Source organism: Staphylococcus sp. OJ82 (assembly GCF_000294465.1).
Taxonomy (GTDB): Bacteria; Bacillota; Bacilli; order Staphylococcales; family Staphylococcaceae; genus Staphylococcus; species Staphylococcus equorum.
Genome location: NZ_ALPU01000005.1, coordinates 15,036 through 39,867, shown reverse-complemented (window position 1 = coordinate 39,867; position 24,832 = coordinate 15,036). Strand labels below are relative to the sequence as shown.

The window sequence follows — 24,832 nt, the reverse complement described above, 5'->3', positions numbered from 1 at the left end:
CAATTGTTTTTACTTTAAGATTTAGTGATTAAATATTACTAAAGTACAGCGTATTTTTAATCATCCCATTTTGAGCGTAGGACACAAGAACAAAAATTATTTTGAGGGTATTCTGGCTCAAAATATTTCACCACATCAGATTTAATATTACCAAAAGTTGTTTCAGGTTTATGCTTAAAGCCTTCATAAAAAGCTGTTAATACATCTTTTTTAAAATTACCTCGAGGAAATTTATTTACGATAGCTTTTCTAATTTCATCTGAATATTGGTCCCAATTGTCACTCATAACATCCATACCAACACCGTGATATAATAATGCAACATTATTTTCTTTATGCTCAGCCACACCTATCGTCGTATGTAATGCAATTGAATCCCAAGCAAGTTGTAAATCTTGGTCGTTATAATTGTGTGTATCTAAAAATTGGCGGACTGCATTTGCGCCGTCTACTTCAAACCTCAGATCATCACTACTATATTGGTTTGTTAACCCTAAATCATGGAAGAGCGAACACATATATAAAAGCTCTTTATCATATTTCAAATTATCTTGCATGCCTTTAACTTCACCAAATAAATATACTCTATTCGAATGGTTCCATATTAACTCATTACCGTATTCATGGACTACTTCTTGTGCTTCTTGGATTATTTTACTATCTGGGACAACAATTTCATTGATATCTTTTAACATAATAAATTCCTCCTTTGTTACAATATAGTCTCTATAGATATGTATATCAAACTATAGACCATTCATCATAAAAAAGAAGCCTTCCACTAAGTTAAGTAACTTAATGGAAGACGTCAGTAAAGAATTATTTTAAATTTTCTATGACCAAATTATGACCATAGATAAAGTGAAATACCGTCATATCAATGGTTATAAGTTATTTTACATCATCCCTGGCATGCCGCCCATACCTGCTTGTGCATCATTACTGCTTTCTTCAGGAATATGCGCAACAACCGCTTCAGTTGTTAAGAACATTGCTGCTACACTTGCTGCATGTTGTAACGCTGAACGTGTAACTTTAGTTGGATCTACAATACCTGCATCCAACATATTCACCCATTCATTTGTAGCTGCATTGAAACCAACACCTACATCAGCATTTTTAAGTCTTTCAACAATAATCGAACCTTCTAAACCAGCGTTTTCTGCAATTTGACGAACTGGAGATTCTAATGCTTTTAATACAATATTAATGCCTGTTGCAATATCGCCTTCAGCTTCAATTTTAGAAACTTTGTCATAAATATTCATGAATGCTGTACCACCACCGGCTACAATACCTTCTTCAACAGCAGCTCTAGTAGAGTTTAAAGCATCTTCAATGCGTAATTTACGCTCTTTTAATTCTGTTTCACTTGCTGCACCAACTTTAATTACAGCTACGCCTCCAGCTAATTTAGCTAAGCGCTCTTGTAATTTCTCTTTATCAAATTCAGAATCCGTTTCTTCAATTTGAGATTTAATTTGGCTTACACGTGCATCGATATTATTTTGATCTCCATTACCATCAACCACTGTTGTATTATCTTTAGTGATTTCTGCTTTACTTGAAGTACCTAACATGTCAATTGTTGCATCTTTTAAATCTAAGCCTAAGTCATCAGTAATCACTTGTGCGCCTGTTAAGATAGCTAAATCTTCCAACATTGCTTTACGACGATCTCCGAATCCAGGTGCTTTAACTGCCACTGCAGTAAATGTGCCACGCATACGGTTTAATACGATATTTGTTAGTGCGTCACCTTCTACATCATCTGCTACGATTAGGATAGGTCTGTTAGATTGAACAACTTGTTCTAATAATGGCAGAATATCTTGGAAAGATGAAATCTTTTTATCTGTAATTAAAATATATGGTTTTTCAAGTTCTGCAACCATTTTATCTGAATCAGTTACCATATAAGGAGATTGGTAACCACGATCAAATTGCATACCTTCAACGACTTCAAGTTCAGTATTAAAACCACTTGATTCTTCTATTGTAATTACACCATCGTTGCCTACTTTTTCCATAGCTTCTGAAATATATTTACCAATTTCTTCATCTGCTGCTGAAATTGATCCAACTTGCGCAATTTCATTTTTATTATCAACATTTTGAGAGATTTCTTGTAATGCGTCAATAGCTACGTCTACAGCTTTATCGATACCTTGACGTAAACCTACAGGATTTGCACCACTTGTTACGTTTTTCAAGCCTTCTTGTATCATTGCTTGAGCTAATACTGTAGCTGTAGTTGTTCCGTCACCTGCGATTTCATTCGTTTTGTTGGCAACTTCTTGTACTAATTTCGCTCCCATATTTTCATATGGATCTTCTAATTCAATTTCTTTTGCAATTGTAACACCGTCATTTGTGATTAGTGGTGATGTATATTCTTTATCTAATACAACATTACGCCCTTTTGGTCCAATTGTAACTTTCACGGCGTTAGCTAATTTATCTACACCTCTTAACATAGATTGACGTGCGTCTTCGGAAAATTTTAAATCTTTCGCCATATTACTTTACCTCCATGATGTTCGTATTATTTGTATATTTTTTAGTTTTAATTTTGATTATTCTTCTATTACTGCTAATATATCGTCTTCGCTAACGATTAAGTATGTGTCGTCTCCACGCTTAACTTCAGTTCCAGCAAATTGTTGGAAAACAACATTGTCGCCTTCATTCACTTCAGGAGCAACTCGAGAACCATCTTTTAAAATACGTCCTGCACCTACTGCAATTATCGTACCTTCATTTGATTTCTCTTTAGCGCTATCAGTTAAAACGATACCACTTTTAGTTGTTTGCTCTTGTTCTGTTTTTTGAATAATTACTCGGTTACCTAATGGCTTTAACATTGATTGTTCCTCCTTAAAATACTAAAATTTTTAGCACTTAATCATTGTGAGTGCTAATACACTTTCTATAATAATCAAAGTTGGTCAATATTTCAAGTTAAAACCATTACACTAAATTTTGTGTGAAAAGCTATTTTGCGATAAAATAGAATATATTCTAATTTTTGGAGGTTCATTATGTCTCGTTTATGGGTGTCCATTTTGACATTAGTTATTTATGGCCTTGCTCAGTTTGGTCCGATTTTCTTACAAATGGCTGGCTTATTTAACAATTTAAGTGGCAAGGAAATCCTCTTTTCTAATATTTATACACAAGTGATCTTGTTTATTATAGCTGCTTTACTCATCATACTAATAAACTTTTTCATTGCCAATCCTACCCAACTAGAGTTACAACCTAAAGAAAAGAAAAGGTATGTAATACTTTGGGCAATCGTAGGTTATATGATTGTTATGATTTATCAAGTTGTTGCAGGAATGATAAATATGTATGTATTCGGCGCACCTCAATCTAGCCCTAATACGGAAAGATTGATGAAAATAGCACAAGAAATCCCGATGTTTATCATATTAATTTCAGTTGTAGGACCTATTCTAGAAGAGTTCGTGTTTAGAAAAGTAATATTTGGTGAGTTATACAACATATTAAAAGGTAATAAAACTTTTAAATTTCTCATTGCCGGAATTGTGAGTTCAATTATCTTTAGTGCTGCACATGCAGACCCATCATTCTTTATCATCTATTTTGGTATGGGCTTTATTTTCTCAGCATTGTATGTATATACAAAACGTATATGGGTACCTATCCTAGTACACATAATGCAAAATGGCTTTGTCGCTATTGTACAAATTTACTTTGGTCCTGAAAAAATAAAAGAACTACAAGAATCTGCATCATTTATATTTATTTTCATGTTTTAATTAAATTTTAAGTTATATAAAATAAATGGAAGAACTCAATGTTTATTACATGAGTCCTTCCATTTTTTATTTGTCTATGAAACGTTATATATCAAAAGCTATTCATTTTCTTTTTTGTTTCTGAGATAAACGAAATATCCTACCACTACACCTATAAATATTATCGTTATTGCAGTGATTAAAGCAAATAATGTCCGTTCGAATTTAATATCAATTGTGTCTTTCGATTTCTTATCGTTTGTACGCGTCGATTCTTCATCACTACTTGAATGATATTCATATTTACCAGATGCGGCACTTTTGTTTTCTGGCGTTTTTAAGTCAGGCATAGAACCTATTTCTCCAGTAATCAATGCCAAAACTTGCTTATCTAAATTTTTATAGTAATCTCTTGATTTTAATGGGTTAAAATATTGAAATTTAAAATAATTTGTTCCCTTTTGTAACTCATTTAAAAACGCATTATCTGAAAAACTTTGACGTCTTATAATAGAAGTAATATCTTTGTCAGATACACTATCAACATTATTATTAAGCTGTTTAACTTGGTTCAAAATAAAAGGATTGTATTTAAAAGAACCTGGAGACATTTGATTAAATCTATTAACTAATCTGCTGTCACCTTGATTTGAATTTTGACTTGTTTTCTCTGTACTCAAATCTCCATAAGTCACAGCATTATTGTTACTGCCTGCTATCTTTTTATTTGATTGCGCATATTGCTTATTTGCATTTTGATTCTCACCATTATATTTGTTTGAAGATGTGTGTTCATTTTGAGAACTTCCCGAGTTTGAATGATTCACTGAACTGTCTGATATATTATTTTTACTACCCTGGTTATGATGGTTTGATCCAGATGGTATGTTGGGGCTCAGTGGTTTATTAGGTTTCGGGGGTTCTGTTGTATTGTTATCTCCTCCGCCTTCACTTGGTTGTTCTGGTTTAGGCTTCTCTTCTGAGTCATCTCCACCACCTTGTGGTTTATCAGGATTTGTCGGTTCTGTTATATTATCGTCTCCGCCTTCACTTGGCTGTTCTGGTTTAGGTTTCTCTTCTGAGTCATCTCCACCATCCTGTGGATTATCGGGGTTTGACGGTTCTGTTGTATTATCGTCTCCGCCTTCACTTGGCTGTTCTGGTTTAGGTTTCTCTTCTGAGTCATCTCCACCATCCTGTGGATTATCGGGGTTTGACGGTTCTGTTGTATTATCTTCGCCACTTTCTCCTGGTTGTTCTGGTTTAGGCTTCTCTTCTGAGTCATTTCCGCCGCCTTGTGGGTTATTTGGGTTTGATGGTTCTGTTGTATTATCGTCTTCGTCTTCACTTGGTTGTTCTGGTTTAGGCTTCTCTTCTGAATCATTTCCGCCGCCTTGTGGGTTATTTGGGTTTGATGGTTCTGTTGTATTATCCTCTTCGTCTTCACTTGGTTGTTCTGGTTTAGGTTTCTCTTCTGAATTGTCGCCATTATCTTCTGGTTGGTCAGAACCTGATGATTGATTATCTTCTTCTGGCTTTTCAGGCTCAGTAGTAGTGTCTGAATCACTATTGTCCAAATCACTACCATTTGGTTGTTCCGATGATGGTTTATCTTCAGTTCCGTTGTCACTGTCTCCTGTATTGTTTGAATCCGATGATTGATTGTCTTCATCTGACTTATCTGGGTTAGTAGTAGTGTCTGGCTCACTATCGTTAGAGTTACTATCATTTGATTGTTCAGATGATGAAATCGTTATAGCATCACTACTGGTTGTATTATCAGTTTGGTCAGAATTTGAAGGTACTTCATTCTCACTTGAATTATTTACTAGCTGAGTGCTATTTTGCACATTTTTATCTATATCTGATATATTGATACGCTTATGGTCTAAATCAGCATTCTTCATATTCGTATTCTTATTGTATTCATTTAGATCTTTCTCTGTCCCTTGTGTTGGCTTAGAAATTAATGTAGCACTTAGTGCAATTGCAAAGCTAGATACAATAAACTTATGTGAAATATAATTTTTCATAATCTCACCTCCAAATAATTTTTCTTATATTCCCTATTAGTATATTAGAAATCGTCCTATTTTTCATTAAAATTAGGCTTTTGAAAGAAGAAATTAATCTATTTGAAATTTATTGTAAAAAGCTATTTACAAACCAAGGTATAATTATTATACTAGATATATAAAATAAATTGATATGAAGGAGTTTTCCGAATGGGGCTTTTTAGTAAAAAAGAAGATACACTAGATGTATTTCAAAGTGCAGTAGAATCAAGACGTACAATATATAGTTTAGAGCAAGAAATTTCAATATCTGATAAAGAGGTAGAAGGTATCATCGAACATGCAATTAAACATGTTCCATCTTCATTTAATGCTCAATCAACCCGTATTGTATTGTTATTAAACGATAACCATAATAAATTTTGGGATATAACAAAAGAAGAATTAAAAAAATCAATGGGTCCTGATCGTGAATTCCAAGCAACTTCAGACAAAATTGATAACTTCAAACATTCATATGGTACAATCCTATACTTTGAAGATCAAGACGTTGTCGAAGGTTTACAAAATCAAATGCCTAACTATGCTGAGAACTTTGCAATTTGGTCAAACCAAACAAATGCAATGCACCAATTTGCAATTTGGACTGCATTAGGTACTAAAGGTATTGGCGCATCATTACAACATTATAATCCACTTGTAGACGTAGCAGTAACTGAAGCGTTCGATATTCCTACTACTTGGAATCTTCTAGCTCAAATGCCTTTTGGTAACGTGCGTGATGAAGCTGGAGAAAAAGAATTTCATGATGTAAGCAAACGCTTCTTAGTAAGAAAATAGTTTGTTTAATTTTTTAAACATTAACAATAATACAAGCGCTTAGGGGATAAACCCTTTCCAATTTATAAAACCAATTCATTTAAAATGAACTGGTTTTTTTATTTGAATATTTCGGTTTTGAGTGTCCACGCTTCTCACGTGGTATTTTGTAATTTCATTGAACCCTCTCAATTTTGAATTTTCTGAATGTATCTAGTATATTTATGCTAACAACAATTTAAGGGGCGATCGAGATGAATATAGAAATCTTTCAATTTAAAGTGGAACCAGCGAATGTTGCATTAAATGAAGAAACAATTACGAATTGGTTTGCCGAGTATGTGACAGCAAAGACAGACATCGTAGTTTTACCGGAAATGTGGAATAACGGTTATGCCCTACCGCAACTAAAAGAACTTGCTGATAATCAATTATCAAGAAGTTTTGAGTTTATATCAAAATTAGCAATCCAATATAAAGTTGATGTAATTGCAGGTTCTGTTTCAAATAGTATGAAAGAGAACATCTACAATACTGCTTTTGCCGTTTCAAAAAATGGTTATTTAATAAACAGTTATGACAAGGTACATCTTGTGCCGATGTTAGATGAACCTTCATTTTTAACACCCGGTAATGCAGTTCCAGAACCCTTCACCCTATCAGATGGCGCTAAAGTTGCACATATTACTTGTTACGATTTACGCTTTCCTGAATTACTTCGCTATCCAGCGCGTAAAGATGCACAAATCGCTTTTTATGTTGCACAATGGCCCGCGGTAAGATTGAATCATTGGACTGCCCTCTTAAAAGCACGTGCCATCGAAAACGATATATTTGTAGTTGGTTGTAATGCTTGTGGAGATGATGGTAAGACTGAATATGCAGGTCATTCTATCGTAATTAACCCTAATGGTGAAGTTATAGCAGAATTAGAAGAAAAACCAGATCATTTAACTTGTGACATTGATTTAGATGAAGTAACGAATCAACGCAATACTATTCCAGTATTCAAAAATTTAAGACCACATCTATATAAATAATTTCATAATAAAAACCGTGAGCTTGGGAGGGGCTCACGGTTTTTTGTAACTTATTATTAAGGGAATGTTTTTACAGTTATTTCTCTATCTATTTTTGGGGATGTTATTAATTATGAAAAAAATTAGTGAATTTACCGATTTTAATGATAAATTGAATGATGTTTACGATAGCTTACATGTTAATATTTTAAATTGTCTCTGTTATAGACAATGTTAAAATGATATTAGATTCGAGACTGGGAAGGTTCTGCAAATCTAAATTGGGAATGCTTAAATTAATAAGCGCGTTGTGTACTCAGTAAGTACTATTTTACGAAATCACTAATTGCTGCTGAGATATCTTTTGTCACTACATCAGCCTCCTCTTGTTTGTATTAAAATTGAAAAACGATAACTAATTTTTGTAACTATAACAACTATACGAAGAAAGTACAGTTACAATATCAGCGTGTCAATTAAGCTCCTGCTCAAAAGCTTAATTAACTTCATCATTCAAATCAAAATTCAAACAAAAATTGATTAAATGATTTGTAAAATGCTATCACTTCTTTGTGATACAAGTACATTTAACCATGATTTTGAGGTTATTCGTTAAAAAATCCCTAACTCGTCATATTTCATTCCTAAATGTTTACTTTTTTATGTTAAAATTAAAGAGATAAAGATTAGCAACAGTTAGGAACACAAAATATACAGTTACGCAATAAGACGCATAAAACTTAATTAAAATTGTATAATACGACTGAGGAGAGAAGCCCAATGTTAAAGTCTATAGATAGCAAAATTGACCGTTTTGCTAAATATCTACAACAACGTAACAACTTAGAACATATTGATTATTTAAAGATGCGTTTAGGTATGCAAGTATTTGTAGGCAATGTAACTAAAACAATAATAACTTATGGCGTTTCAATCCTTTGCCATCTCTTTTTTTACACACTAACTGTCCATTTATCATACTTTTTTATTAGGCGTTATGCACACGGCGCTCATGCAAAATCTTCTTTTGCATGTCATGTGCAGAATTTATTGTTATTTGTTTTATTACCTTGGTTAATCGGGTATATGAAAGTGTCTTCATTAATTATGTATCCATTAGCAATAATTGGTTTCATTATATTAATGATATACGCACCTGCTGCTACGAAAAAGCAGCCTATACCACAACGATTAGTAAAAGGTAAGAAATTAAAGACAGTCATTGTAACTTTATTATTATTAGTAATATCAATGTTTTTCAGTGAGCCTTACCAACAATTAGTACTTTTAGGCATTATTTTGATTGCTATCGCTCAACTACCTATATTTTTCCCTAAGGAGGATGTTTAATTATGCATATCTTTGAATCTATTTTTAGTTTAATCGCGAAGTTTTTCTCAACACTAGGTGCAGTAGCTGGTTTAAGACCTTGTGGTGGATATTTTGACGAACCAGAAGTACCTAAAGAAATTACAGAGTTATACGAATAATTGTCCTAGAGAGTGTGTAGAGTATGGCTATTTTAAACACAATTATGTTATCAATATTTCAAGCATTTTTGCTTTTCGTAATCATTAAAATTTTAACAAATGTAACTTATACTTTGAGGGATTATATTACCATTATTGGGATTATAATCCCTTCAACCATTTTATTCTTTTATTTTGACACAAAATCGATGTTATTTTTATTATTAGTAAGTGTTGTCTTTATGTATTATAGGAAACGTTTCATCGGTATTGCATCTGTACTCGTTAGCTTTTTCATCTTATATATGGCTAATTTTTTATCAATCTGGTTAGCTACATTATTACTAGACTTAATTTCAGCTCAGTACATATTTGATTTTATATATTTACTTATTTTCGCTATAATAACATTTTTTTTCTCAATACTAGGAAGAGTTTTATTTAAACAATTAACCACTTCCGGTTTATCATTAAATAAAATTTATTTAATTATTGTTTGTGTATTTCTGCTTACAATATTACTACTAATCTATTTTTATTTACCTGATCAAAGTCTTTCTTTTGGAGATGCGAAATTTTTAATAGTTATGTATGCCGTATTAATCATAACGACTGCTGTACTTATCATTACGATTTCTTTCAGTATCATTCGTCAGATTCAATACAAACGTAATATGCGTGAAATCGAGAATTACTATAAGTATACTTTACAAATAGAAAAAATTAATCATGAAATGCGTAAATTTAGACATGACTACGTCAACATATTATCAACGATGTCGGATTTTATTAGAGAAAATGATATGGAAGGTTTAGATCAATATTTCCATGAAGAAATTTTGCCTATGCAAGACAGTATGCAAATGAATGCCATTAAAATTAATGGTATTGAAAACCTAAAAGTTCGTGAAATCAAAGGATTATTAACAACAAAAATATTACAAGCTCAAGAAAAGAATATTAGAATTAGCATAGAAGTTCCTGAAACAATCGAAAAAATAGAAATGCCTATTATTAATTTGAGTAGGGTTATTGGCATTTTACTTGATAATGCGATCGAAGCTTCTGAAAAAATAGTGGATGACCCGCTTATTCGAATTGCTTTTATCAAAAATGAAGATGATTCAGTGATGTTTATAGTTATGAATAAATGTGATACTGATATGCCTCGAGTACATACCCTGTTCCAAGAGAATTTCTCTACAAAAGGTAAAAATCGTGGACTTGGGCTTTCAACATTAAAAGAGTTGACTGATACGACCTCTAATGTTTTATTAGATACAACAATTGATAATAACTATTTTATTCAAAAAGTAGAAATATTAAATACTGATTCATAAGGGTGTGAAAATATGAAGATATTCATATGTGAAGATGATGAAAGACAACGTGAGAATATGATTTCGATTATCAACAACTACATCATGATTGAAGAGAAACCGATGGAAATTGAAGTTGCAACTGCCGATCCTTATGAAGTTTTAGAACGTTCTAAAGATTTAAGTGATATAGGGTGTTACTTTTTAGATATACAATTGGAAGCCGACATTAACGGTATCAAGCTTGCTAGTGAAATTCGCAAGCACGACCCTGTAGGTAATATCATTTTTGTTACAAGTCATAGCGAGCTTACATATCTTACTTTTGTTTATAAAGTAGCAGCGATGGACTTTATTTTTAAAGATGATCCAGATGAATTAAAATCTAGAATCATTGATTGTTTAGAAACTTCAGAATCTAGGTTAAAATTACTTTCTAAAGAAAGCACTGTTGAAACAATTGAATTAAAACGTGGAAGTAATTCAGTATATGTTCAATATGATGATGTTATGTTTTTTGAGTCCTCTACTAAATCTCATCGATTGATTGCGCATTTAGACAATAGACAAATTGAATTCTATGGTAACCTTAAAGAACTTAACCAACTTGATGATAGATTCTTTAGGTGTCATAACAGTTTCGTTGTTAACAGACATAATATTGAATCTATTGATTCAAAATCTCGCATTGTTTATTTCAAAAACCAAGAACATTGCTTTGCTTCAGTAAGAAATGTTAAAAAAATATAATAAAAAAAGACTTAGCAAATTATGCTAAGTCTTTTTTTTACTGTTTATTTAATGCTTTATTTACTTCACTTAAATTCGGAATACTCTCTATAGCGCCGTATTTGGTAGTAACCATTGCTGCTACATAATTACTAAATTCTAAAATGCTTTGACCTTCATTTTTTAACAATTGATTTATATCATTTGTATTTGAGGTTACGATTCTACTAATCAACGCTCCAATAAAAGCATCTCCGGCACCTGTCGTATCAATCGGCTGTACTTTAAACCCTTGGTGCCTAATGACTGTACCGTCCTTCAAATATATCATAGCTCCAGCAGCACCTTTAGTATAAATAACCGCTTCTACATCACCTTGAAATAACCATTGAATTGCTTGTACTTCGTCACTCTGACCTGTAACAAAAGTCAATTCTTCATCAGAAATTTTAACAATATTTGCTAGTGGTATAAATGATTGTATTGCCTCTTTACACGCGTCCTCACTATCCCATAATGGCAAGCGAACATTGGGATCAAATACAACTGTTCCCCCTGCTACTTTAACTTTATCAATCAATGCTTTGTGTGCATACTTCATAGGACTTTCTACTAAATCCACCGAACAAAAATGTAGCACATCGTTTTCCATTACATCAATTCCTGCTACCGCTTCAGTTTGGTAAAGCATATCAGCAGAAGGTTTACGATAAAAGGAAAAGTCTCTTTCACCGTCTTTAGTTAAGCTTACAAAAGCTAATGCAGTATTAGCCTCATCCGTACGTTTTAAATACTGTGTACCGACATCTAAGTTTTCTAACGTTTCAACTATTAAATCACCAAATGCATCATTTCCTAATTGAGTAATCATCTCAGCTTTGCCACCTAGTTTAGTGGTCGTACATGCTACATTACAAGGTGCGCCTCCCACTTGGCGCGAAAAGCCTTCAACATCTTTCAATTTAGAGTCCGTCGTATTAGGTATAAAATCGATTAACGCTTCACCTATAGCAAGTAGTCGTTTCATACTTCCTCATCCTTTAAATCATATTTTGTGAATTTTAAATATACTTGTCCAGATTCTGTTGATGTTTTAATGCCTGTAGCTTCATCGTCTGTAAAAATTCTAGAAGTCATGACACGTTCACCATCGTTGCAGAATATTTCGACACTCGATGTATCGATAAATAATTGTAACTGTGTTAAAGGTGTATCCAGATAGGTTGTTCTTGTTGTACTGTCGACTGGGTCTGGTAACAAACCACTTTCACTACGATCTAACGTTAACTTTTGTTCTTTCTTATTATAAGTAATCAGTGTTGTTTGTGTTTTAGACGTACGCACTTCAAAATATACTTCAGTTGAATCGTTTTCTAAAATATCGATAATCAATTCATATTGTCTTCCTTCATATGGATACAATTGTCTCGTGAATTTATTCGCATACCCTAGTGCTGTTTCTTTATTTGTTCTTAATTGTTCAAGGGATTTTACAGGTCGTTGTTTTAAATTACCTGCTTCAATCGATAGTACACGTGGAATAGTTAGACAGTGTGCCCATCCATCAACATCAGATGGATAATTAATTTCCGGCAATCCCATCCAGCCAATTAATATTCGCTGTCCATGTTCATCTATAAACGTTTGTGGCGCATAAAAATCAAAGCCGTGGTCAAGTTCAAAAAAGTCTCCATGATTCATTGTTAAATTATCAATGTCGTATTGTCCCATAATATACCCTGATTGATAGATATTCTTAAATCGCTCACCTTCTTCATCAATACCTTGTGGACAAAATAACAGCATATCATATCCATCCAAGTTAAAGTAATCCGGACATTCCCACATATAACCAAATGAATCTAGATTCGTATGAACTTCACCTTGAAATTCCCAATTCACAATATCTGTTGAACGATATTGAATCACTCTACCTTGACCTTGTTCATTTTGAGCTCCAATGACAGCATAATAGACACCATCTTTTGAAAATACTTTAGGGTCTCTGAAGTGCTGTGTATATCCAAATGGCGGTTCAGCAATGACCGCTTTAGGAAACTTTTCAACTTCACCTTCTGCATTTATTTTTGCAATATGTTGCGTAGAAATTCTATTCCAATCTTCATCGCGATGATTTGCCGTATACATATAATACATATGGTTATTATATTCAAATGCACTACCACTATAAACACCATGACTATCATCTTTAGTATCTGGCTTTAATGATGTTCCCACATCTTCAAAATGTACTAAATCCTTACTTGTATATGTATACCAATATTTCAAGCCATGGACTGGTCCTAACGGAAACCATTGATGTGATATATAATACGTCCCGTCATAGTATATCAATCCGTTAGGATCGTTTAATAATCCTGTTTTAGGTTGTAAATGAAACGTTTGTCTATACTTAGACTCATTAACTTTAGCTGATAAATCATCTAATGTTTGCTGATCAACGTCTTCATATTTTTGATAACGTTCATCTCTTGTCCACTCAGCCATTACTATTTTCCTCCTACTATCCAATATTCAAACTTTATTCTATATTATGGTACCGGTTCCATTACGCTTTATTATATAATATCATGCTTCAGTTAATTTTTAAATGAAAGACCCACATCAATAGAGATACGTTGCTCTATAGGTTGATGTTGAATGAGTTGATTGAGTTTGCTCATTGCTACTTCACCAGCATATTCAAAATGATAATTAACTGTATGAATTGAAGGCGAGACAATTTCTGTAACTGGATCACCACCAAAACCAACGATAAATTTGTCACCATTTTGTGTAGTATCTTCTGAGGTGATTTTATGTACAGCTAATGCGATAGAATCTGTTGCTCCTACAACTGCGTCATAATTAGGTTGAGTTTGCAATTCTTTTGATACATCAATCATTGCCTCATTGTAATTAAATGAGGTTTGCGAAATATGTGGTTTGACATTATATTTCGCTAAGCCACTGATTAAGCCTTTTTTTCTATGTATACCTACAGCAACATCGGTTTCTGTAACTCCAAAGAATTGAATGTTTTTAAAACCTTTTGATCCGAGTCCTTCGCCTACCATATAACCTGCATGAAAATCATTATGGATAATACAGTGCAAGTCCTTATGTTCTTGACCGACGATAATAACAGGGACATCAATTTTATTAATCACTTCAATATGTCTATCTGTAATTTCTGTAGCCATTAATATAATTCCATCGACTTTACTTCTATAAAATGTTTCTAATGCATCAATTTCCAGTTCTGTATCGATATTTGTATAATTAAGCAATAATCTATAGTTCAAATCATCACAAACTGTTTTCACGCCTTTGATTGTTTCATCTACTGCGTAAGAGTTCATTCTAGGTATAATCGCACCTATCATATTGGTTCTATGCGCTCGCAGACTTTGGGCAAACTGATTTGGTTGGTAATCATTTTCTTGAATGATTTTATCCAACTTTTGCTTAGTTTTTAAACTTACCGAGCCATTATTAAGATATCTTGAAACTGTACTCTTTGATACGCCAGCAATTTTTGCAATATCAGATATATTTTTCATATTCTCTCACTCTCATCAATAAGCTATTCTCAATATGATTAATTCTATCATATTGCAATCGCTTTAAATACTATTTAAAATAAAAACCAACCTGATACCTTAGGTATTTAAACCTAATAATAGCAAGTTGGTTGGTCTTTCACTTATTCAGCTTTTTGAATTGTAATCGTCCAAGAAGCATCATCTAATTGTTCATAGTTTGTTATCGGATATCCTTTTTCAGCTGCCCAATTAGGTAGTGCCTCTGTTGCCTGAGTACAGTCAAAGTCTATTTTCAATTCTTCACCGTTATTCATTGTATCCATTTTCTTTTGTGCTTCTATTAATGGAAATGGGCAAACCATTCCTACCGTTCCTAATTCATGTACCATAATTAAATTCCTCCCTAATATAATTAAGTCGTTTGTGTTTGTGTTGAAATCGTATTTTCACTAGTTTGTTGGCGTTGCGCTTTTTTCATTGGTTTTATAAATATAAAGTAACTCATAAACCAAGCTCCTAAAATCATAGACGCAAGTGCAATCCAACCTTTCCATGACATCGTTGCAGTTTCTACTAAACCGTTACCTATTGAACAACCGCCAGCTACAGAAGCGCCAAATCCCATACATACGCCACCGATAACACTATTACGTATTGTCTTTTTATCAGGCATTCTCCATTTGAATTCTTTAGCACCTTTCGCAGCAATATAAGAACCAACGAATATACCTAGAACAAGGAATACACCCCAGTCTATCAATTTCAAATCACCAGTTACAAAAAACTGAACTATATTTGCAGATGGTGTTGTAATACCAAGTCCATACATTCTTCCTGTTGATTCACTTACAGGCCACGCGATTAAAGCAATTAGCCCAACAGCTATTGCTGCAACAAATGGGTGATATTTTTTCTCGAATAAATAATGTCTTATACCTGTATATTTTTGCTTTAATTTTGGTATAGCAAATTTAGGTTTTGGTTTACGTAACGTTTTTACAACAAGAAGAATCGTGATGATTGTAAGTAACGCGACCCAAACCCATGTTGGTATACCTGTCGTTTGTGCCATACTTGAATTTACATTTGTCGGTTTGTTCACACCATTCATTAATGGTAACAGCAAACCAAACTTTGTTGCCGCTGCAGTGAAACCATAGGCAATAAGTGCCATCCAGCTACCTATTAAACCTTCTCCAGCTCTATACCACGTACCTGTAGCGCAACCTCCAGATAAAATAATACCAATACCAAATATAAATGAACCTATTACTGTTCCAATAATTGGATACGTAGATTCTGGAATTTCTACTAAGCCTGTTGATGTTAAAATTAATAACCCAATACTTTGTACGGAAATTGCAATTAACAATGCATAAAACATTTTATTGCTTTTTTGAACGTACATATCTCTAAATCCACCAGCTAAACAAAATCGTGTTCTTTGCATAACAAAGCCTAAAAGCGCACCAACGATTAGTCCACTGATTACTAACCACGTCATATTATTACCTCTTTCCCGATAAAATCAATATGATTTATCATATTAAACTTTTCATTAAATATCAAGCCCGTTTGCTTATATTTTATAAAGTGTTAAATGTGAAAATAACTGTAGTTGTTAGTAATCGTATAACTAAATACAAAAACTAGCTTTTTTAAACACTCACCACTTAACGTGTATCTCGTGTAAATAAAAAAGCTAGCCTATTTTCATACGCTTTATTTGTTACTATAATTTTTTCATAAAGAATAGTAAAGATTGTAATTCAATACCCAAATCAATATGATGTACTTGAACATCCGATGGTGTCAAAACACGACTTGGTGTAAAGTTCAAAATACCTTTTACACCTGTTTTTACTAAAGTATCAGCAACGTGCTGCGCTACTTCTTCAGGTGTAGTTAAAATCACTACATCAATATGTTCTTGTGCTAATATTTCCGTAATTTTATCAAACGGACTGACTGTTACCTTCCCTATTTGCGTCCCTATAATTTCATCTCGTATATCAAAAGCTTCCGTTATTGTCATCTCATCATGTATTGAGAAGTTGTATGTTAATAATGCTTTCCCTAAATTCCCAACACCTACAATTGCAATTTTTATCTCGTCATTTTCACTTATCTCATTTTTAAAAAAATGTAATAAGCTATCTATATTATAGCCATAGCCTTTCTTGCCTAATTCACCAAAATATGAAAAATCACGACGAATCGTTGCAGAATCAATGTTCAAACCCTCACTTATAGTTTTTGAATTAACTCTATCTATGCCTTTAGATTTCAAAGTATTGACGAATCTATAATACAACGGTAAACGTTTCAATGTGGCACGAGGAATCTTTTCGCTTTGATTAGCCAAGACCATGTCCCCCTATTTCATTATCTATTGCTGATTTATCTTATAATCACTACAACATTATACATTATTGAATAATAAAAATAAACAATGATAGTTTTAACCACGCGTTGAATACTGTAGAATGATAATGAATAGAGAGGTGCAAATCGGATGATATTATTACAACTCAATGACTTAACTAAATCATTCGACGGAGAAGATATTTTTAATAATGTAGATTTTGAAGTTAAAACTGGTGAACGTATTGGTATCGTTGGACGTAATGGTGCCGGAAAATCTACTTTAATGAAAATCATTGCTGGCGTCGAGACATATGATAGCGGTCAAGTTTCAAAAAGCAAAAATCTCAAGCTTGGTTATCTAACACAACAAATGACTTTAAATACGAATCAAACTGTTTTTGATGAAATGTCGAAACCATTTGAAAGTATGAAAAAATTAGAATTAGAAATGAAATTTGAGACGGACTGGTTAGCGCAACATGCTGATGAATATGATACTGAGTCATATAAGACACACATCGATCGCTATGAGTCTTTATCTAATCAATTTGAACAACAAGAAGGTTACCAATATGAAAGTAAGATTAAAACTGTACTACACGGTTTGAATTTTAGTGAAGCGGATTTTAATCGTCCTATTAATGATTTTAGTGGCGGTCAAAAGACTAGGTTATCTTTAGCCCAGATGTTACTTAGCGAACCTGATTTACTATTACTTGATGAACCTACAAACCATTTAGATATGGAAACAACGCAATGGTTGGAAAGTTATCTTAATTATTTCAAAGGCGCTATCGTCATTATCAGTCACGATAGATATTTCTTAGATAAAATTGTCAATCAAATTTATGACGTTGCGCTCGGCGATGTACAACATTACGTAGGTAACTATGGACAATTTATAGAGCAAAGAGATAAATATTATGAAAAACGTATGCAAGAATATGAAAGTCAACAAGCTGAAATTAAAAAACTTGAAACATTTGTAGAGAAAAACATCGCTCGTGCTTCAACTACGGGCATGGCAAAAAGCCGAAGGAAAATGTTGGAAAAAATGGAAAGAGTTAACAAACCTATGATTGATGCTAAAAGCGCCAATATCCAATTCGATTTTGATAGAAATACTGGAAACGATGTATTTCATATTAAAAATCTAGAAATTGGATATGAGGAAGCCATAACAAAAGGTATTAATATCGAAGCCACGAAGGGAGATCATATTGCAATCATTGGTCCTAATGGTATTGGGAAGTCTACTTTAATCAAAACAGTCGCCGGTCTCCAACAAAAGATTAGTGGAGAAATTACTACAGGTGCAAATTTAAAAGTTGGTTATTACGATCAAAAACAAGCTGAATTTAAATCAAACAAAACAATCCTTGATTATTTATGGGACCAATATCCAACAATGAATGAAAAAGATATTCGAGCTGTCTTAGGTCGTTTCTTATTTGTACAAGATGATGTCAAAAAAATCATCAATGACTTGTCTGGTGGAGAAAAAGCGCGTCTTCAACTTGCTCTACTGATGCTAGAGCGCAACAATGTACTTATTTTAGATGAACCAACTAACCATCTAGACATAGACTCTAAAGAGATGCTTGAACAAGCATTGTCAGATTTTAAAGGCACAATCTTATTTGTGTCACATGATCGCTATTTTATAAACGAACTTGCAAATAAAGTTTATGATTTGGACACTACTGGTGGAACAATGTATTTAGGTGATTATCAGTATTACATTGAAAAATTAGAAGAAAAAGCAGCGATTCAAGCGAAAAAAGAATTGGATAACCCTACAAAAACAGAAGTAAGTGCATCACAAAATCATAATTACGTTGACCAAAAACAACAAAAACGAGAGCAACGACAAGTTGAACGTAAAATAGAACAATGTGAAACAAATATTGAATTATATGAACAAGAAATAAATAATATAAACGAACAACTCACACAGCCTGATGTGTATTCTAACCCAGAAAAGGCAAATGATTTAGCAATTGAAAAAGAAATAGCCGAACAAAAATTAGAACAAGTCATGGATGAATGGGCAGAATTACAAGAATTGTTAATATAATCGCTATAAGTGCAATTGAGCTAAAGTAAAATTTTCTACTTTAGCTCTTTTTTTATGCTCATTCTATTCACAATACCATTACTGTTACAATAGCTATCCACAGAGTTATCCTAGTTGTCCACAAGTAATATGTAACTATTGCCCGTTTTCAATTTTCAGATATTAACCTATATCCACACACATAACCACTACTTATCCACAAGTTACGCACTATTTGTTGATAAGTACGCACGTTCCCTATTGACATTCTATATAAACTATAAATCACTATAAACGAAAGGTATTTGTTTAAAATGGAATGTCATGTCATAATTATTACGGGCTTACAGCAAAATCGTGAAAGGATGTAGAAAAAATATGCCTACATTATTATGGTTTCTAATTGCTTTAATTCTAGGGACGACAATACTAATTATTACTACGACAATTGCTGCTAATAAAAAATTAAAGCACGATTTACAAAATCTATGGACTAACCAAAAATCACTAGAAAACTTTATTCGTCCTAATCATAACTATAGTTACGAGTTTGACACATATAAAAATAGATTTGACGAAAATTTATTGCTAGATGATAAAACCTGGTCTGATTTAGATATGGATAATGTATTTCATAGTATGAATTTTAATTTTACTGCAATTGGTGAGATGAGACTTTTTGCTACACTAAGAAATATGTATAAAGTAAAAGATGAAAATTTAATTCATCAATTTAAAACAAATGTCGCATTTAGAAATTCTGTTTCTCTGCACTTAGCACAAATTGGTAAAGCCATTTATCCTATTTTTCCAGATCAATTATTATATATTAAACGAAATAATTTTTTTATGTTATGTACATATTTACCTCTTATTTTTATGATTCTAACTTTCTTTTCACCTAGTAAAGGTATAGCTTTAACAATCGCTTCTGTCATATTCAATATGATTCTAAGCGGCTCTCTAAAAAAGACGTATAATCAAGATTTAAATTCAATATTTTATACATCTACAGTAATTAAAAAAGCATATAACTTACAAAAACTTGAGGGGACACCTAACCTTAATGTTAACTTTAGTCATTTTCGTATAGCTCGAAGATTTAGTGGTTTATTAGGTCGTGTTAATTCTAGCGAAGATGCCTTTGTTGTATCTTTACTAATCAAAATAATTTTTATGCTGGACTATCATATCTTCCACTTAATTCAAAACAGTTTTAAAAAATATGAAGATGAAGTCATGACTTGTTATAACTATATTGCGAGCATAGATAATCATTATGCCGTAACACTTTGGCAAGAGACATTGGACCATTACTCCCTTCCACAAATCAATAGAGAAGACTACCTTGAATTTGAAGAATTAACTCACCCTCTTATCTACGAAGCGGTATCTAATGATATGAGTATAAATAATCATATACTTTTAACGGGATCCAATGCTTCAGGTAAATCAACGTTTATGAAAGCAATTGCTCTAAATTTAGTATTAGCTCAAGCAGTAAACACTGTTACAGCAACGAAATTTATCTATAAACCTGGCGTAGTTTATACCTCTATGGTTAACCAAGATGATATTTTAACTGGAGATAGTTATTTTATGACTGAAGTCAAATCGATACGACGCTTATTCGATATAACAACCTCTAACAAAATATATTGCTTTATTGACGAAATATTTAAAGGAACCAACACTACAGAACGTATTGCAGCTTCAGAATCTGTATTAAGCTACTTGAATCAGCTACCCGGTTATAGACTTATTGCTGCTACACACGATATAGAGTTAGCTACTTTACTAGAGAAAAACTATGAAAATTATCATTTCAATGAATCTATTTTAGAAAACGAAATTGCTTTTGACTTCAAAGTAAAACCTGGTAAAGCCGATACTAGGAATGCCATAGAGTTGTTACGCATTATGCAATTTCCAGAACAAATCTATAAACGTGCAAAATCTTTCATCTCAAAAACCAATTAATCAAAAAGCTAAGGCTGGGACATAATTACATGTCTCAGCCTTAGCTTTTTATAATTTATTCTGCATTGATCATCCAAGTCACACCGAATGGGTCATTAAACATACCATATAGTTCAGACCACTCTGTCTTATCTAATGGCATCGTAGCTTCACATCCACCTTCTATTGCTTTATTAAAAAAAGCTTCTGCTTGTTGTTTGTCCGCTTCATTTGAATAATCAAAAGTGAAAGCCACAATCGCACCACTATTATCAATTTTTTTATTTTTCATTGTATCACTACAATAGAATGTTTCACCTAAAATTTTAAATGATGCATTCATAGTAAAATTCTTATCAATATCATATTCCTCTGGCATATCTGCAAACATTTCATGATCACCGCCAACACGCTGTATGTCAGTGGCCCCTAGGTGTTTCTCATAAAAATTCAACGCTGCTAAACTATTTTGAAAGTTAAAATATTGAACTGATTTCATTAAAATATCCTCCTTTAAAAATGATAATTGTAAATAACCTTAGATTCTATCGTCATTAGATAATGATTCACTAAATTACCCATACCCTTATTTCTCAACTATAAATTAAAAAACACCAACCGATTGTCAAAATGAACTGCGCCCATCCAAGTAGACACTTAAAAAGTAAAAACTTAGAAGAGAGCATATCATCATTCAATCGTTGGTGTTATTATTTTTAGAAAATATATTTAGCCTTATGTTGTTCATAGATTCATCTTTTTAAATATTAACTAATATTTAACTGAAAATTGTTCAATATCCATACTATTAAAGCCATTTAATGTCATATCAGCAGTTACGCCAGCCTGATATAAATAATGGCCAGCTGAACCAATCATGGCAGCATTATCTGTGCAAAGACTAGGGCTCGGTATACAAAGTGTAATGTTATGGGCTTCACAAGCTTCTGCTAAATTTGCTCGCAAACCTTTATTACTTGCCACGCCACCTGCAACAATCAGTTGTTTAACATCATAATGCTCACAAGCTGAAATAGCTTTGCCGACTAAAACTTCTACAACGCTATTTTGAAAACTTGTTGCTACGTCTGCTTTGTTAATTTCTTCATCTTTTTGTTTTAAATTATGCAATTTATTAATTACTGCACTTTTCAAACCACTAAAGCTAAAGTCATAGCTATCTTTTTCAAGCCATACTCTAGGAAATTGATAATTATCTTTTCCTTCTGCTGCTAGACGATCTACTTGTGGGCCGCCCGGATAACTTAATCCAATTGTTCTCGCTACTTTATCATAAGCCTCACCGACAGCGTCATCTCTTGTCTCTCCTATAACTTCAAAACTCAAGTGGTCTTTCATATATACTAATTCTGTATGTCCACCTGAGACTATTAATGCCATTAAAGGAAACTGTAAGGGTGTTTCTAAATGGTTCGCATATATATGACCAGCAATATGATGAACAGGTATCAAAGGTTTATCGTAAGCAAATGCTAAGGCTTTTGCCGCATTAATGCCCACTAATAATGCACCAATCAATCCTGGTCCTTGAGTTACAGCAACTGCATCTATATCATGCATTGTTACATTTGCTTTAACTAACGATTCATTAATCGTTGTTGTTATTCCTTCAACATGATGTCTACTCGCTACTTCTGGTACTACGCCACCAAAACGTTTATGACTCTCAATTTGACTCAATACGATATTACTGAGTATTTCTGTACCATTTTTAATAATACTTACACTTGTTTCATCACAACTCGATTCAATTGCTAATACTAATGTTGCTTCACTCATTAAAATTCACCCACATAACTAATGCATCCTCGCCTTCACCATAATAATTTTTTCGCTTACCACCATATTTAAAACCTAAATTTGTATAAACGTGTTGTGCTATATCATTATCTACACGCACTTCTAAACTCATCATTTCACATTTTTCTCGGACAAAATTCATTACATATTTTAATAAAAGTTGGCCTAAACCGTAACCCCTATATTCATTATCAATAGCGACGGTTGTAATTTGTGCCTGATCAATTACTATCCATAAGCCAATATAACCAATTATCTTCTCATTAAATTCAATAATAAAATAATTTGCAAATTCATTTTGCTCTACCTCGTGATAAAATGCATCAATCGACCAACTACTGTCATTAAAACTATTTCTTTCTATATCAAATACCTGTGGCACATCTTTTGTGTTCATTAAACGTATATTTAACTCTTGTTCTGTTGGTTTAACCAATTTCTCTCAGCCTCTGATATTTTAATATAGTTTGGTGTGAATTGATGTATATTTTCTGCTGTTTCAATAAGTGGTTTCATGTTTTTAGCTAGTGGCACATTCGCAACACAGGTACTATCTAATAATTCTTCTAAATTCTCAGTATCTGCCCCTACAAACACATAGGATTGTCCAGTCTTGTGCAATAAATCCAATAATTCTTCAATAGGTAGATACTGGTCTTGTTCAACTTGAACTAATTGATTCTCTTCATATTGGTATACACCTGTATAAACCGCTTCTCTTCTTGCATCAAACACAGGTACAATTAATCTCGTGTCTTCTTTAATCGTTGCGGCAAGTGCCTTGAGTGATGACACACCATACAACTCAGCATTTAAAGCGTATGCTAAAGTTTTTGCAACTGTTACACCTATTCTTAAACCAGTATATGAACCTGGTCCCTGTGCAACTACAATGACATCGATATTTTCTTTCAATACTTTACTTTCAGCAATAACTTGTTCGATTGCTGGCATTAACTGTACTGAATGATTTACTTTTTCATTTGAATTCAATTCACTTAACACCTTATCGTCTTGCATTAAAGCAACTGACAATGGCTGATTTGACGTATCAATCAACAGATAGTTCACGTTCAACCTCCTCCTTTATTTTTGCATAATGTACACCTTGTGCTTCTAATTCTATATTTCTTTCCGATTCATTTAATGTCGTTATATTAATAGTTAAAGAAGACGGTGGTAAAAATTCAGAAATAAATTGACTCCATTCAATTAAAATAACTGCTTCATCTTCAAAATATTCATCAAAGCCTAAATCCTCTTCAGAGTCTTCTAATCTATAACAATCCATATGATGTAATCTCAAATTTGATCCTTGATATGATTTTATAATATTGAAGGTTGGTGAATTAATATTTCTTTTTACACCTAACGCTTTTCCAATAAATTGACTTAATGTTGTTTTCCCAGCACCTAGATCACCATTAAGCAATACAAGGTCGCCAGCTGATAAATACTTCGCTAACGTTGTAGCAAAAACCGCCATTCCATCTAAATCCTTAATCTTAATCATATTCCCCTCCTTTAAAGAACTACTTTCTTGCTTGCAAGATTAGTAGTTCTTATGCATGAGCTTTAGCTCAGGCGTTCCTTTTTTAATTCCCACAATTTATTGGGATTAGTAGTTCTTATGCATGAGCTTTAGCTCAGGCGTTCCTTTAACACTTCTCTTGTACTCCATTATAAAAACTCAGTTCTTTCTATAGTAACTATTCGCAATTTTTATTTGAGTTAATCACAATATATTACTTCAATTTATCTGCTCTATATAAATAACTCTTATAGTTTAACAAATTTTTGCCTATTTTACTTCATAGTAAAACAAGTTCTTTCTTTTTTGTAATTGTGTGAATTTAGAGATAATTCTAAAAAGTCATTGACATGATCTCGCTGATGTAGTAAATTCAATTTATCGAATTTTTAGACAATTCAATTAAATAAAAACCATTC

Annotated in this window: 24 protein-coding genes; 9 read left to right on the top strand and 15 right to left on the bottom strand. The window is 32.7% G+C overall.

Annotation, left to right across the window (positions count from 1 at the left end; genetic code table 11):
- Positions 1 to 56 precede the first annotated feature (56 nt).
- From SOJ_RS05765 to groES, 3 genes are all read right to left on the bottom strand, one after another.
- Positions 57 to 695, bottom strand: coding sequence for an HD domain-containing protein (locus SOJ_RS05765; RefSeq protein ID WP_002507149.1), 639 nt, complete (start codon positions 693 to 695; stop codon positions 57 to 59).
- A 201-nt stretch (positions 696 to 896) separates the two neighbouring features.
- The gene (gene groL, locus SOJ_RS05760; RefSeq protein ID WP_002507148.1) at positions 897 to 2,519 is read right to left on the bottom strand and encodes a chaperonin GroEL; all 1,623 of its coding nucleotides are present in this window, start codon (positions 2,517 to 2,519) and stop codon (positions 897 to 899) included.
- A gap of 57 nt (positions 2,520 to 2,576) precedes the next feature.
- Positions 2,577 to 2,864 (bottom strand): co-chaperone GroES, encoded by a 288-nt coding sequence (gene groES / locus SOJ_RS05755; RefSeq protein WP_002507147.1) that lies wholly within the window; start codon positions 2,862 to 2,864, stop codon positions 2,577 to 2,579.
- Between the two features lie 177 nt (positions 2,865 to 3,041).
- On the opposite strand from groES, the gene mroQ reads away from it, so the two are divergent.
- The gene (gene mroQ, locus SOJ_RS05750; RefSeq protein ID WP_002507146.1) at positions 3,042 to 3,785 is read left to right on the top strand and encodes an intramembrane glutamic endopeptidase MroQ; all 744 of its coding nucleotides are present in this window, start codon (positions 3,042 to 3,044) and stop codon (positions 3,783 to 3,785) included.
- Positions 3,786 to 3,883: 98 nt separating this feature from the next.
- Here the strand turns inward: mroQ and SOJ_RS05745 are convergent, their stop codons facing one another.
- Positions 3,884 to 5,797: an SdrH family protein gene (locus SOJ_RS05745; protein WP_002507145.1), complete on the bottom strand. Its 1,914-nt coding sequence runs from the start codon at positions 5,795 to 5,797 to the stop codon at positions 3,884 to 3,886.
- A gap of 192 nt (positions 5,798 to 5,989) precedes the next feature.
- Between SOJ_RS05745 and SOJ_RS05740 the strand changes: the two genes are divergently transcribed.
- The 6 genes from SOJ_RS05740 (at position 5,990) to agrA (ending at position 11,155) form a co-directional block, all read left to right on the top strand.
- A complete protein-coding gene (locus SOJ_RS05740) occupies positions 5,990 to 6,619 on the top strand; it encodes a nitroreductase family protein (protein WP_002507144.1) in 630 nt (209 codons plus the stop codon).
- 233 nt (positions 6,620 to 6,852) lie between these two features.
- Positions 6,853 to 7,638 carry a carbon-nitrogen family hydrolase gene (locus SOJ_RS05735; RefSeq protein WP_002507143.1) on the top strand — a complete coding sequence of 262 codons (786 nt, stop codon included), beginning with the start codon at positions 6,853 to 6,855 and terminating at the stop codon, positions 7,636 to 7,638.
- 759 nt (positions 7,639 to 8,397) lie between these two features.
- Positions 8,398 to 8,967 (top strand): accessory gene regulator AgrB, encoded by a 570-nt coding sequence (locus tag SOJ_RS05730; RefSeq protein ID WP_002507142.1) that lies wholly within the window; start codon positions 8,398 to 8,400, stop codon positions 8,965 to 8,967.
- Positions 8,968 to 8,969: 2 nt separating this feature from the next.
- Complete coding sequence (gene agrD / locus SOJ_RS05725; RefSeq protein ID WP_002507141.1) at positions 8,970 to 9,107, top strand: cyclic lactone autoinducer peptide AgrD; 138 nt, start codon at positions 8,970 to 8,972, stop codon at positions 9,105 to 9,107.
- A 23-nt stretch (positions 9,108 to 9,130) separates the two neighbouring features.
- Positions 9,131 to 10,426, top strand: coding sequence for a quorum-sensing sensor histidine kinase AgrC (agrC, locus tag SOJ_RS05720; protein ID WP_037539474.1), 1,296 nt, complete (start codon positions 9,131 to 9,133; stop codon positions 10,424 to 10,426).
- A gap of 12 nt (positions 10,427 to 10,438) precedes the next feature.
- Entirely contained in the window at positions 10,439 to 11,155 is a 717-nt protein-coding gene (agrA, locus tag SOJ_RS05715) for a quorum-sensing response regulator AgrA (RefSeq protein ID WP_002507139.1), read from the top strand.
- 37 nt (positions 11,156 to 11,192) lie between these two features.
- Here the strand turns inward: agrA and SOJ_RS05710 are convergent, their stop codons facing one another.
- The 6 genes from SOJ_RS05710 to SOJ_RS05685 form a co-directional block, all read right to left on the bottom strand.
- Entirely contained in the window at positions 11,193 to 12,161 is a 969-nt protein-coding gene (locus SOJ_RS05710; RefSeq protein WP_002507138.1) for a carbohydrate kinase family protein, read from the bottom strand.
- Positions 12,158 to 13,642 carry a sucrose-6-phosphate hydrolase gene (locus SOJ_RS05705; RefSeq protein WP_002507137.1) on the bottom strand — a complete coding sequence of 495 codons (1,485 nt, stop codon included), beginning with the start codon at positions 13,640 to 13,642 and terminating at the stop codon, positions 12,158 to 12,160. The genes SOJ_RS05710 and SOJ_RS05705 overlap by 4 nt, the downstream gene beginning before the upstream one ends.
- Before the next feature lie 92 nt (positions 13,643 to 13,734).
- On the bottom strand, positions 13,735 to 14,697 hold the full coding sequence (locus tag SOJ_RS05700) for a LacI family DNA-binding transcriptional regulator (protein WP_002507136.1): 963 nt from the start codon (positions 14,695 to 14,697) through the stop codon (positions 13,735 to 13,737).
- A 143-nt stretch (positions 14,698 to 14,840) separates the two neighbouring features.
- Positions 14,841 to 15,068, bottom strand: a complete 228-nt coding sequence (locus SOJ_RS05695) for a sulfurtransferase TusA family protein (RefSeq protein ID WP_002507135.1) — start codon at positions 15,066 to 15,068, stop codon at positions 14,841 to 14,843.
- Between the two features lie 23 nt (positions 15,069 to 15,091).
- Positions 15,092 to 16,183 carry a YeeE/YedE family protein gene (locus tag SOJ_RS05690; protein ID WP_002507134.1) on the bottom strand — a complete coding sequence of 364 codons (1,092 nt, stop codon included), beginning with the start codon at positions 16,181 to 16,183 and terminating at the stop codon, positions 15,092 to 15,094.
- Positions 16,184 to 16,411: 228 nt separating this feature from the next.
- Positions 16,412 to 17,050, bottom strand: a complete 639-nt coding sequence (locus SOJ_RS05685) for a redox-sensing transcriptional repressor Rex (protein WP_162129931.1) — start codon at positions 17,048 to 17,050, stop codon at positions 16,412 to 16,414.
- Positions 17,051 to 17,194: 144 nt separating this feature from the next.
- On the opposite strand from SOJ_RS05685, the gene SOJ_RS05680 reads away from it, so the two are divergent.
- Together SOJ_RS05680 and SOJ_RS05675 are read left to right on the top strand one after the other, a co-directional pair.
- Entirely contained in the window at positions 17,195 to 19,123 is a 1,929-nt protein-coding gene (locus SOJ_RS05680; RefSeq protein WP_002507132.1) for an ABC-F family ATP-binding cassette domain-containing protein, read from the top strand.
- Positions 19,124 to 19,480: 357 nt separating this feature from the next.
- A complete protein-coding gene (locus SOJ_RS05675; protein WP_002507131.1) occupies positions 19,481 to 21,082 on the top strand; it encodes a MutS-related protein in 1,602 nt (533 codons plus the stop codon).
- Positions 21,083 to 21,137: 55 nt separating this feature from the next.
- Here SOJ_RS05675 and SOJ_RS05670 read toward each other — a convergent pair whose 3' ends face one another.
- From SOJ_RS05670 to tsaE, 5 genes are all read right to left on the bottom strand, one after another.
- On the bottom strand, positions 21,138 to 21,560 hold the full coding sequence (locus SOJ_RS05670; protein ID WP_002507130.1) for a VOC family protein: 423 nt from the start codon (positions 21,558 to 21,560) through the stop codon (positions 21,138 to 21,140).
- 272 nt (positions 21,561 to 21,832) lie between these two features.
- The gene (gene tsaD, locus SOJ_RS05665) at positions 21,833 to 22,861 is read right to left on the bottom strand and encodes a tRNA (adenosine(37)-N6)-threonylcarbamoyltransferase complex transferase subunit TsaD (protein WP_002507129.1); all 1,029 of its coding nucleotides are present in this window, start codon (positions 22,859 to 22,861) and stop codon (positions 21,833 to 21,835) included.
- On the bottom strand, positions 22,854 to 23,318 hold the full coding sequence (gene rimI / locus SOJ_RS05660; protein WP_002507128.1) for a ribosomal protein S18-alanine N-acetyltransferase: 465 nt from the start codon (positions 23,316 to 23,318) through the stop codon (positions 22,854 to 22,856). Before rimI ends, tsaD begins: the two co-directional genes overlap by 8 nt.
- Positions 23,291 to 23,953, bottom strand: coding sequence for a tRNA (adenosine(37)-N6)-threonylcarbamoyltransferase complex dimerization subunit type 1 TsaB (gene tsaB / locus SOJ_RS05655; protein ID WP_002507127.1), 663 nt, complete (start codon positions 23,951 to 23,953; stop codon positions 23,291 to 23,293). Before tsaB ends, rimI begins: the two co-directional genes overlap by 28 nt.
- Positions 23,934 to 24,395, bottom strand: coding sequence for a tRNA (adenosine(37)-N6)-threonylcarbamoyltransferase complex ATPase subunit type 1 TsaE (tsaE, locus tag SOJ_RS05650; RefSeq protein ID WP_002507126.1), 462 nt, complete (start codon positions 24,393 to 24,395; stop codon positions 23,934 to 23,936). Before tsaE ends, tsaB begins: the two co-directional genes overlap by 20 nt.
- Between the last annotated feature and the right edge of the window lie 437 nt (positions 24,396 to 24,832).

Excerpts from the sequence above, each read along its gene's own strand:
- SOJ_RS05765 (WP_002507149.1), bottom strand. The coding sequence starts at position 695 with ATGTTAAAAGATATCAATGAAATTGTTGTCCCAGATAGTAAAATAATC.
- groL (WP_002507148.1), bottom strand. The coding sequence starts at position 2,519 with ATGGCGAAAGATTTAAAATTTTCCGAAGACGCACGTCAATCTATGTTA.
- groES (WP_002507147.1), bottom strand. The coding sequence starts at position 2,864 with ATGTTAAAGCCATTAGGTAACCGAGTAATTATTCAAAAAACAGAACAA.
- mroQ (WP_002507146.1), top strand. The coding sequence starts at position 3,042 with ATGTCTCGTTTATGGGTGTCCATTTTGACATTAGTTATTTATGGCCTT.
- SOJ_RS05745 (WP_002507145.1), bottom strand. The coding sequence starts at position 5,797 with ATGAAAAATTATATTTCACATAAGTTTATTGTATCTAGCTTTGCAATT.
- SOJ_RS05740 (WP_002507144.1), top strand. The coding sequence starts at position 5,990 with ATGGGGCTTTTTAGTAAAAAAGAAGATACACTAGATGTATTTCAAAGT.
- SOJ_RS05735 (WP_002507143.1), top strand. The coding sequence starts at position 6,853 with ATGAATATAGAAATCTTTCAATTTAAAGTGGAACCAGCGAATGTTGCA.
- SOJ_RS05730 (WP_002507142.1), top strand. The coding sequence starts at position 8,398 with ATGTTAAAGTCTATAGATAGCAAAATTGACCGTTTTGCTAAATATCTA.
- agrD (WP_002507141.1), top strand. The coding sequence starts at position 8,970 with ATGCATATCTTTGAATCTATTTTTAGTTTAATCGCGAAGTTTTTCTCA.
- agrC (WP_037539474.1), top strand. The coding sequence starts at position 9,131 with ATGGCTATTTTAAACACAATTATGTTATCAATATTTCAAGCATTTTTG.
- agrA (WP_002507139.1), top strand. The coding sequence starts at position 10,439 with ATGAAGATATTCATATGTGAAGATGATGAAAGACAACGTGAGAATATG.
- SOJ_RS05710 (WP_002507138.1), bottom strand. The coding sequence starts at position 12,161 with ATGAAACGACTACTTGCTATAGGTGAAGCGTTAATCGATTTTATACCT.
- SOJ_RS05705 (WP_002507137.1), bottom strand. The coding sequence starts at position 13,642 with ATGGCTGAGTGGACAAGAGATGAACGTTATCAAAAATATGAAGACGTT.
- SOJ_RS05700 (WP_002507136.1), bottom strand. The coding sequence starts at position 14,697 with ATGAAAAATATATCTGATATTGCAAAAATTGCTGGCGTATCAAAGAGT.
- SOJ_RS05695 (WP_002507135.1), bottom strand. The coding sequence starts at position 15,068 with ATGGTACATGAATTAGGAACGGTAGGAATGGTTTGCCCATTTCCATTA.
- SOJ_RS05690 (WP_002507134.1), bottom strand. The coding sequence starts at position 16,183 with ATGACGTGGTTAGTAATCAGTGGACTAATCGTTGGTGCGCTTTTAGGC.
- SOJ_RS05685 (WP_162129931.1), bottom strand. The coding sequence starts at position 17,050 with ATGGTCTTGGCTAATCAAAGCGAAAAGATTCCTCGTGCCACATTGAAA.
- SOJ_RS05680 (WP_002507132.1), top strand. The coding sequence starts at position 17,195 with ATGATATTATTACAACTCAATGACTTAACTAAATCATTCGACGGAGAA.
- SOJ_RS05675 (WP_002507131.1), top strand. The coding sequence starts at position 19,481 with ATGCCTACATTATTATGGTTTCTAATTGCTTTAATTCTAGGGACGACA.
- SOJ_RS05670 (WP_002507130.1), bottom strand. The coding sequence starts at position 21,560 with ATGAAATCAGTTCAATATTTTAACTTTCAAAATAGTTTAGCAGCGTTG.
- tsaD (WP_002507129.1), bottom strand. The coding sequence starts at position 22,861 with ATGAGTGAAGCAACATTAGTATTAGCAATTGAATCGAGTTGTGATGAA.
- tsaE (WP_002507126.1), bottom strand. The coding sequence starts at position 24,395 with ATGATTAAGATTAAGGATTTAGATGGAATGGCGGTTTTTGCTACAACG.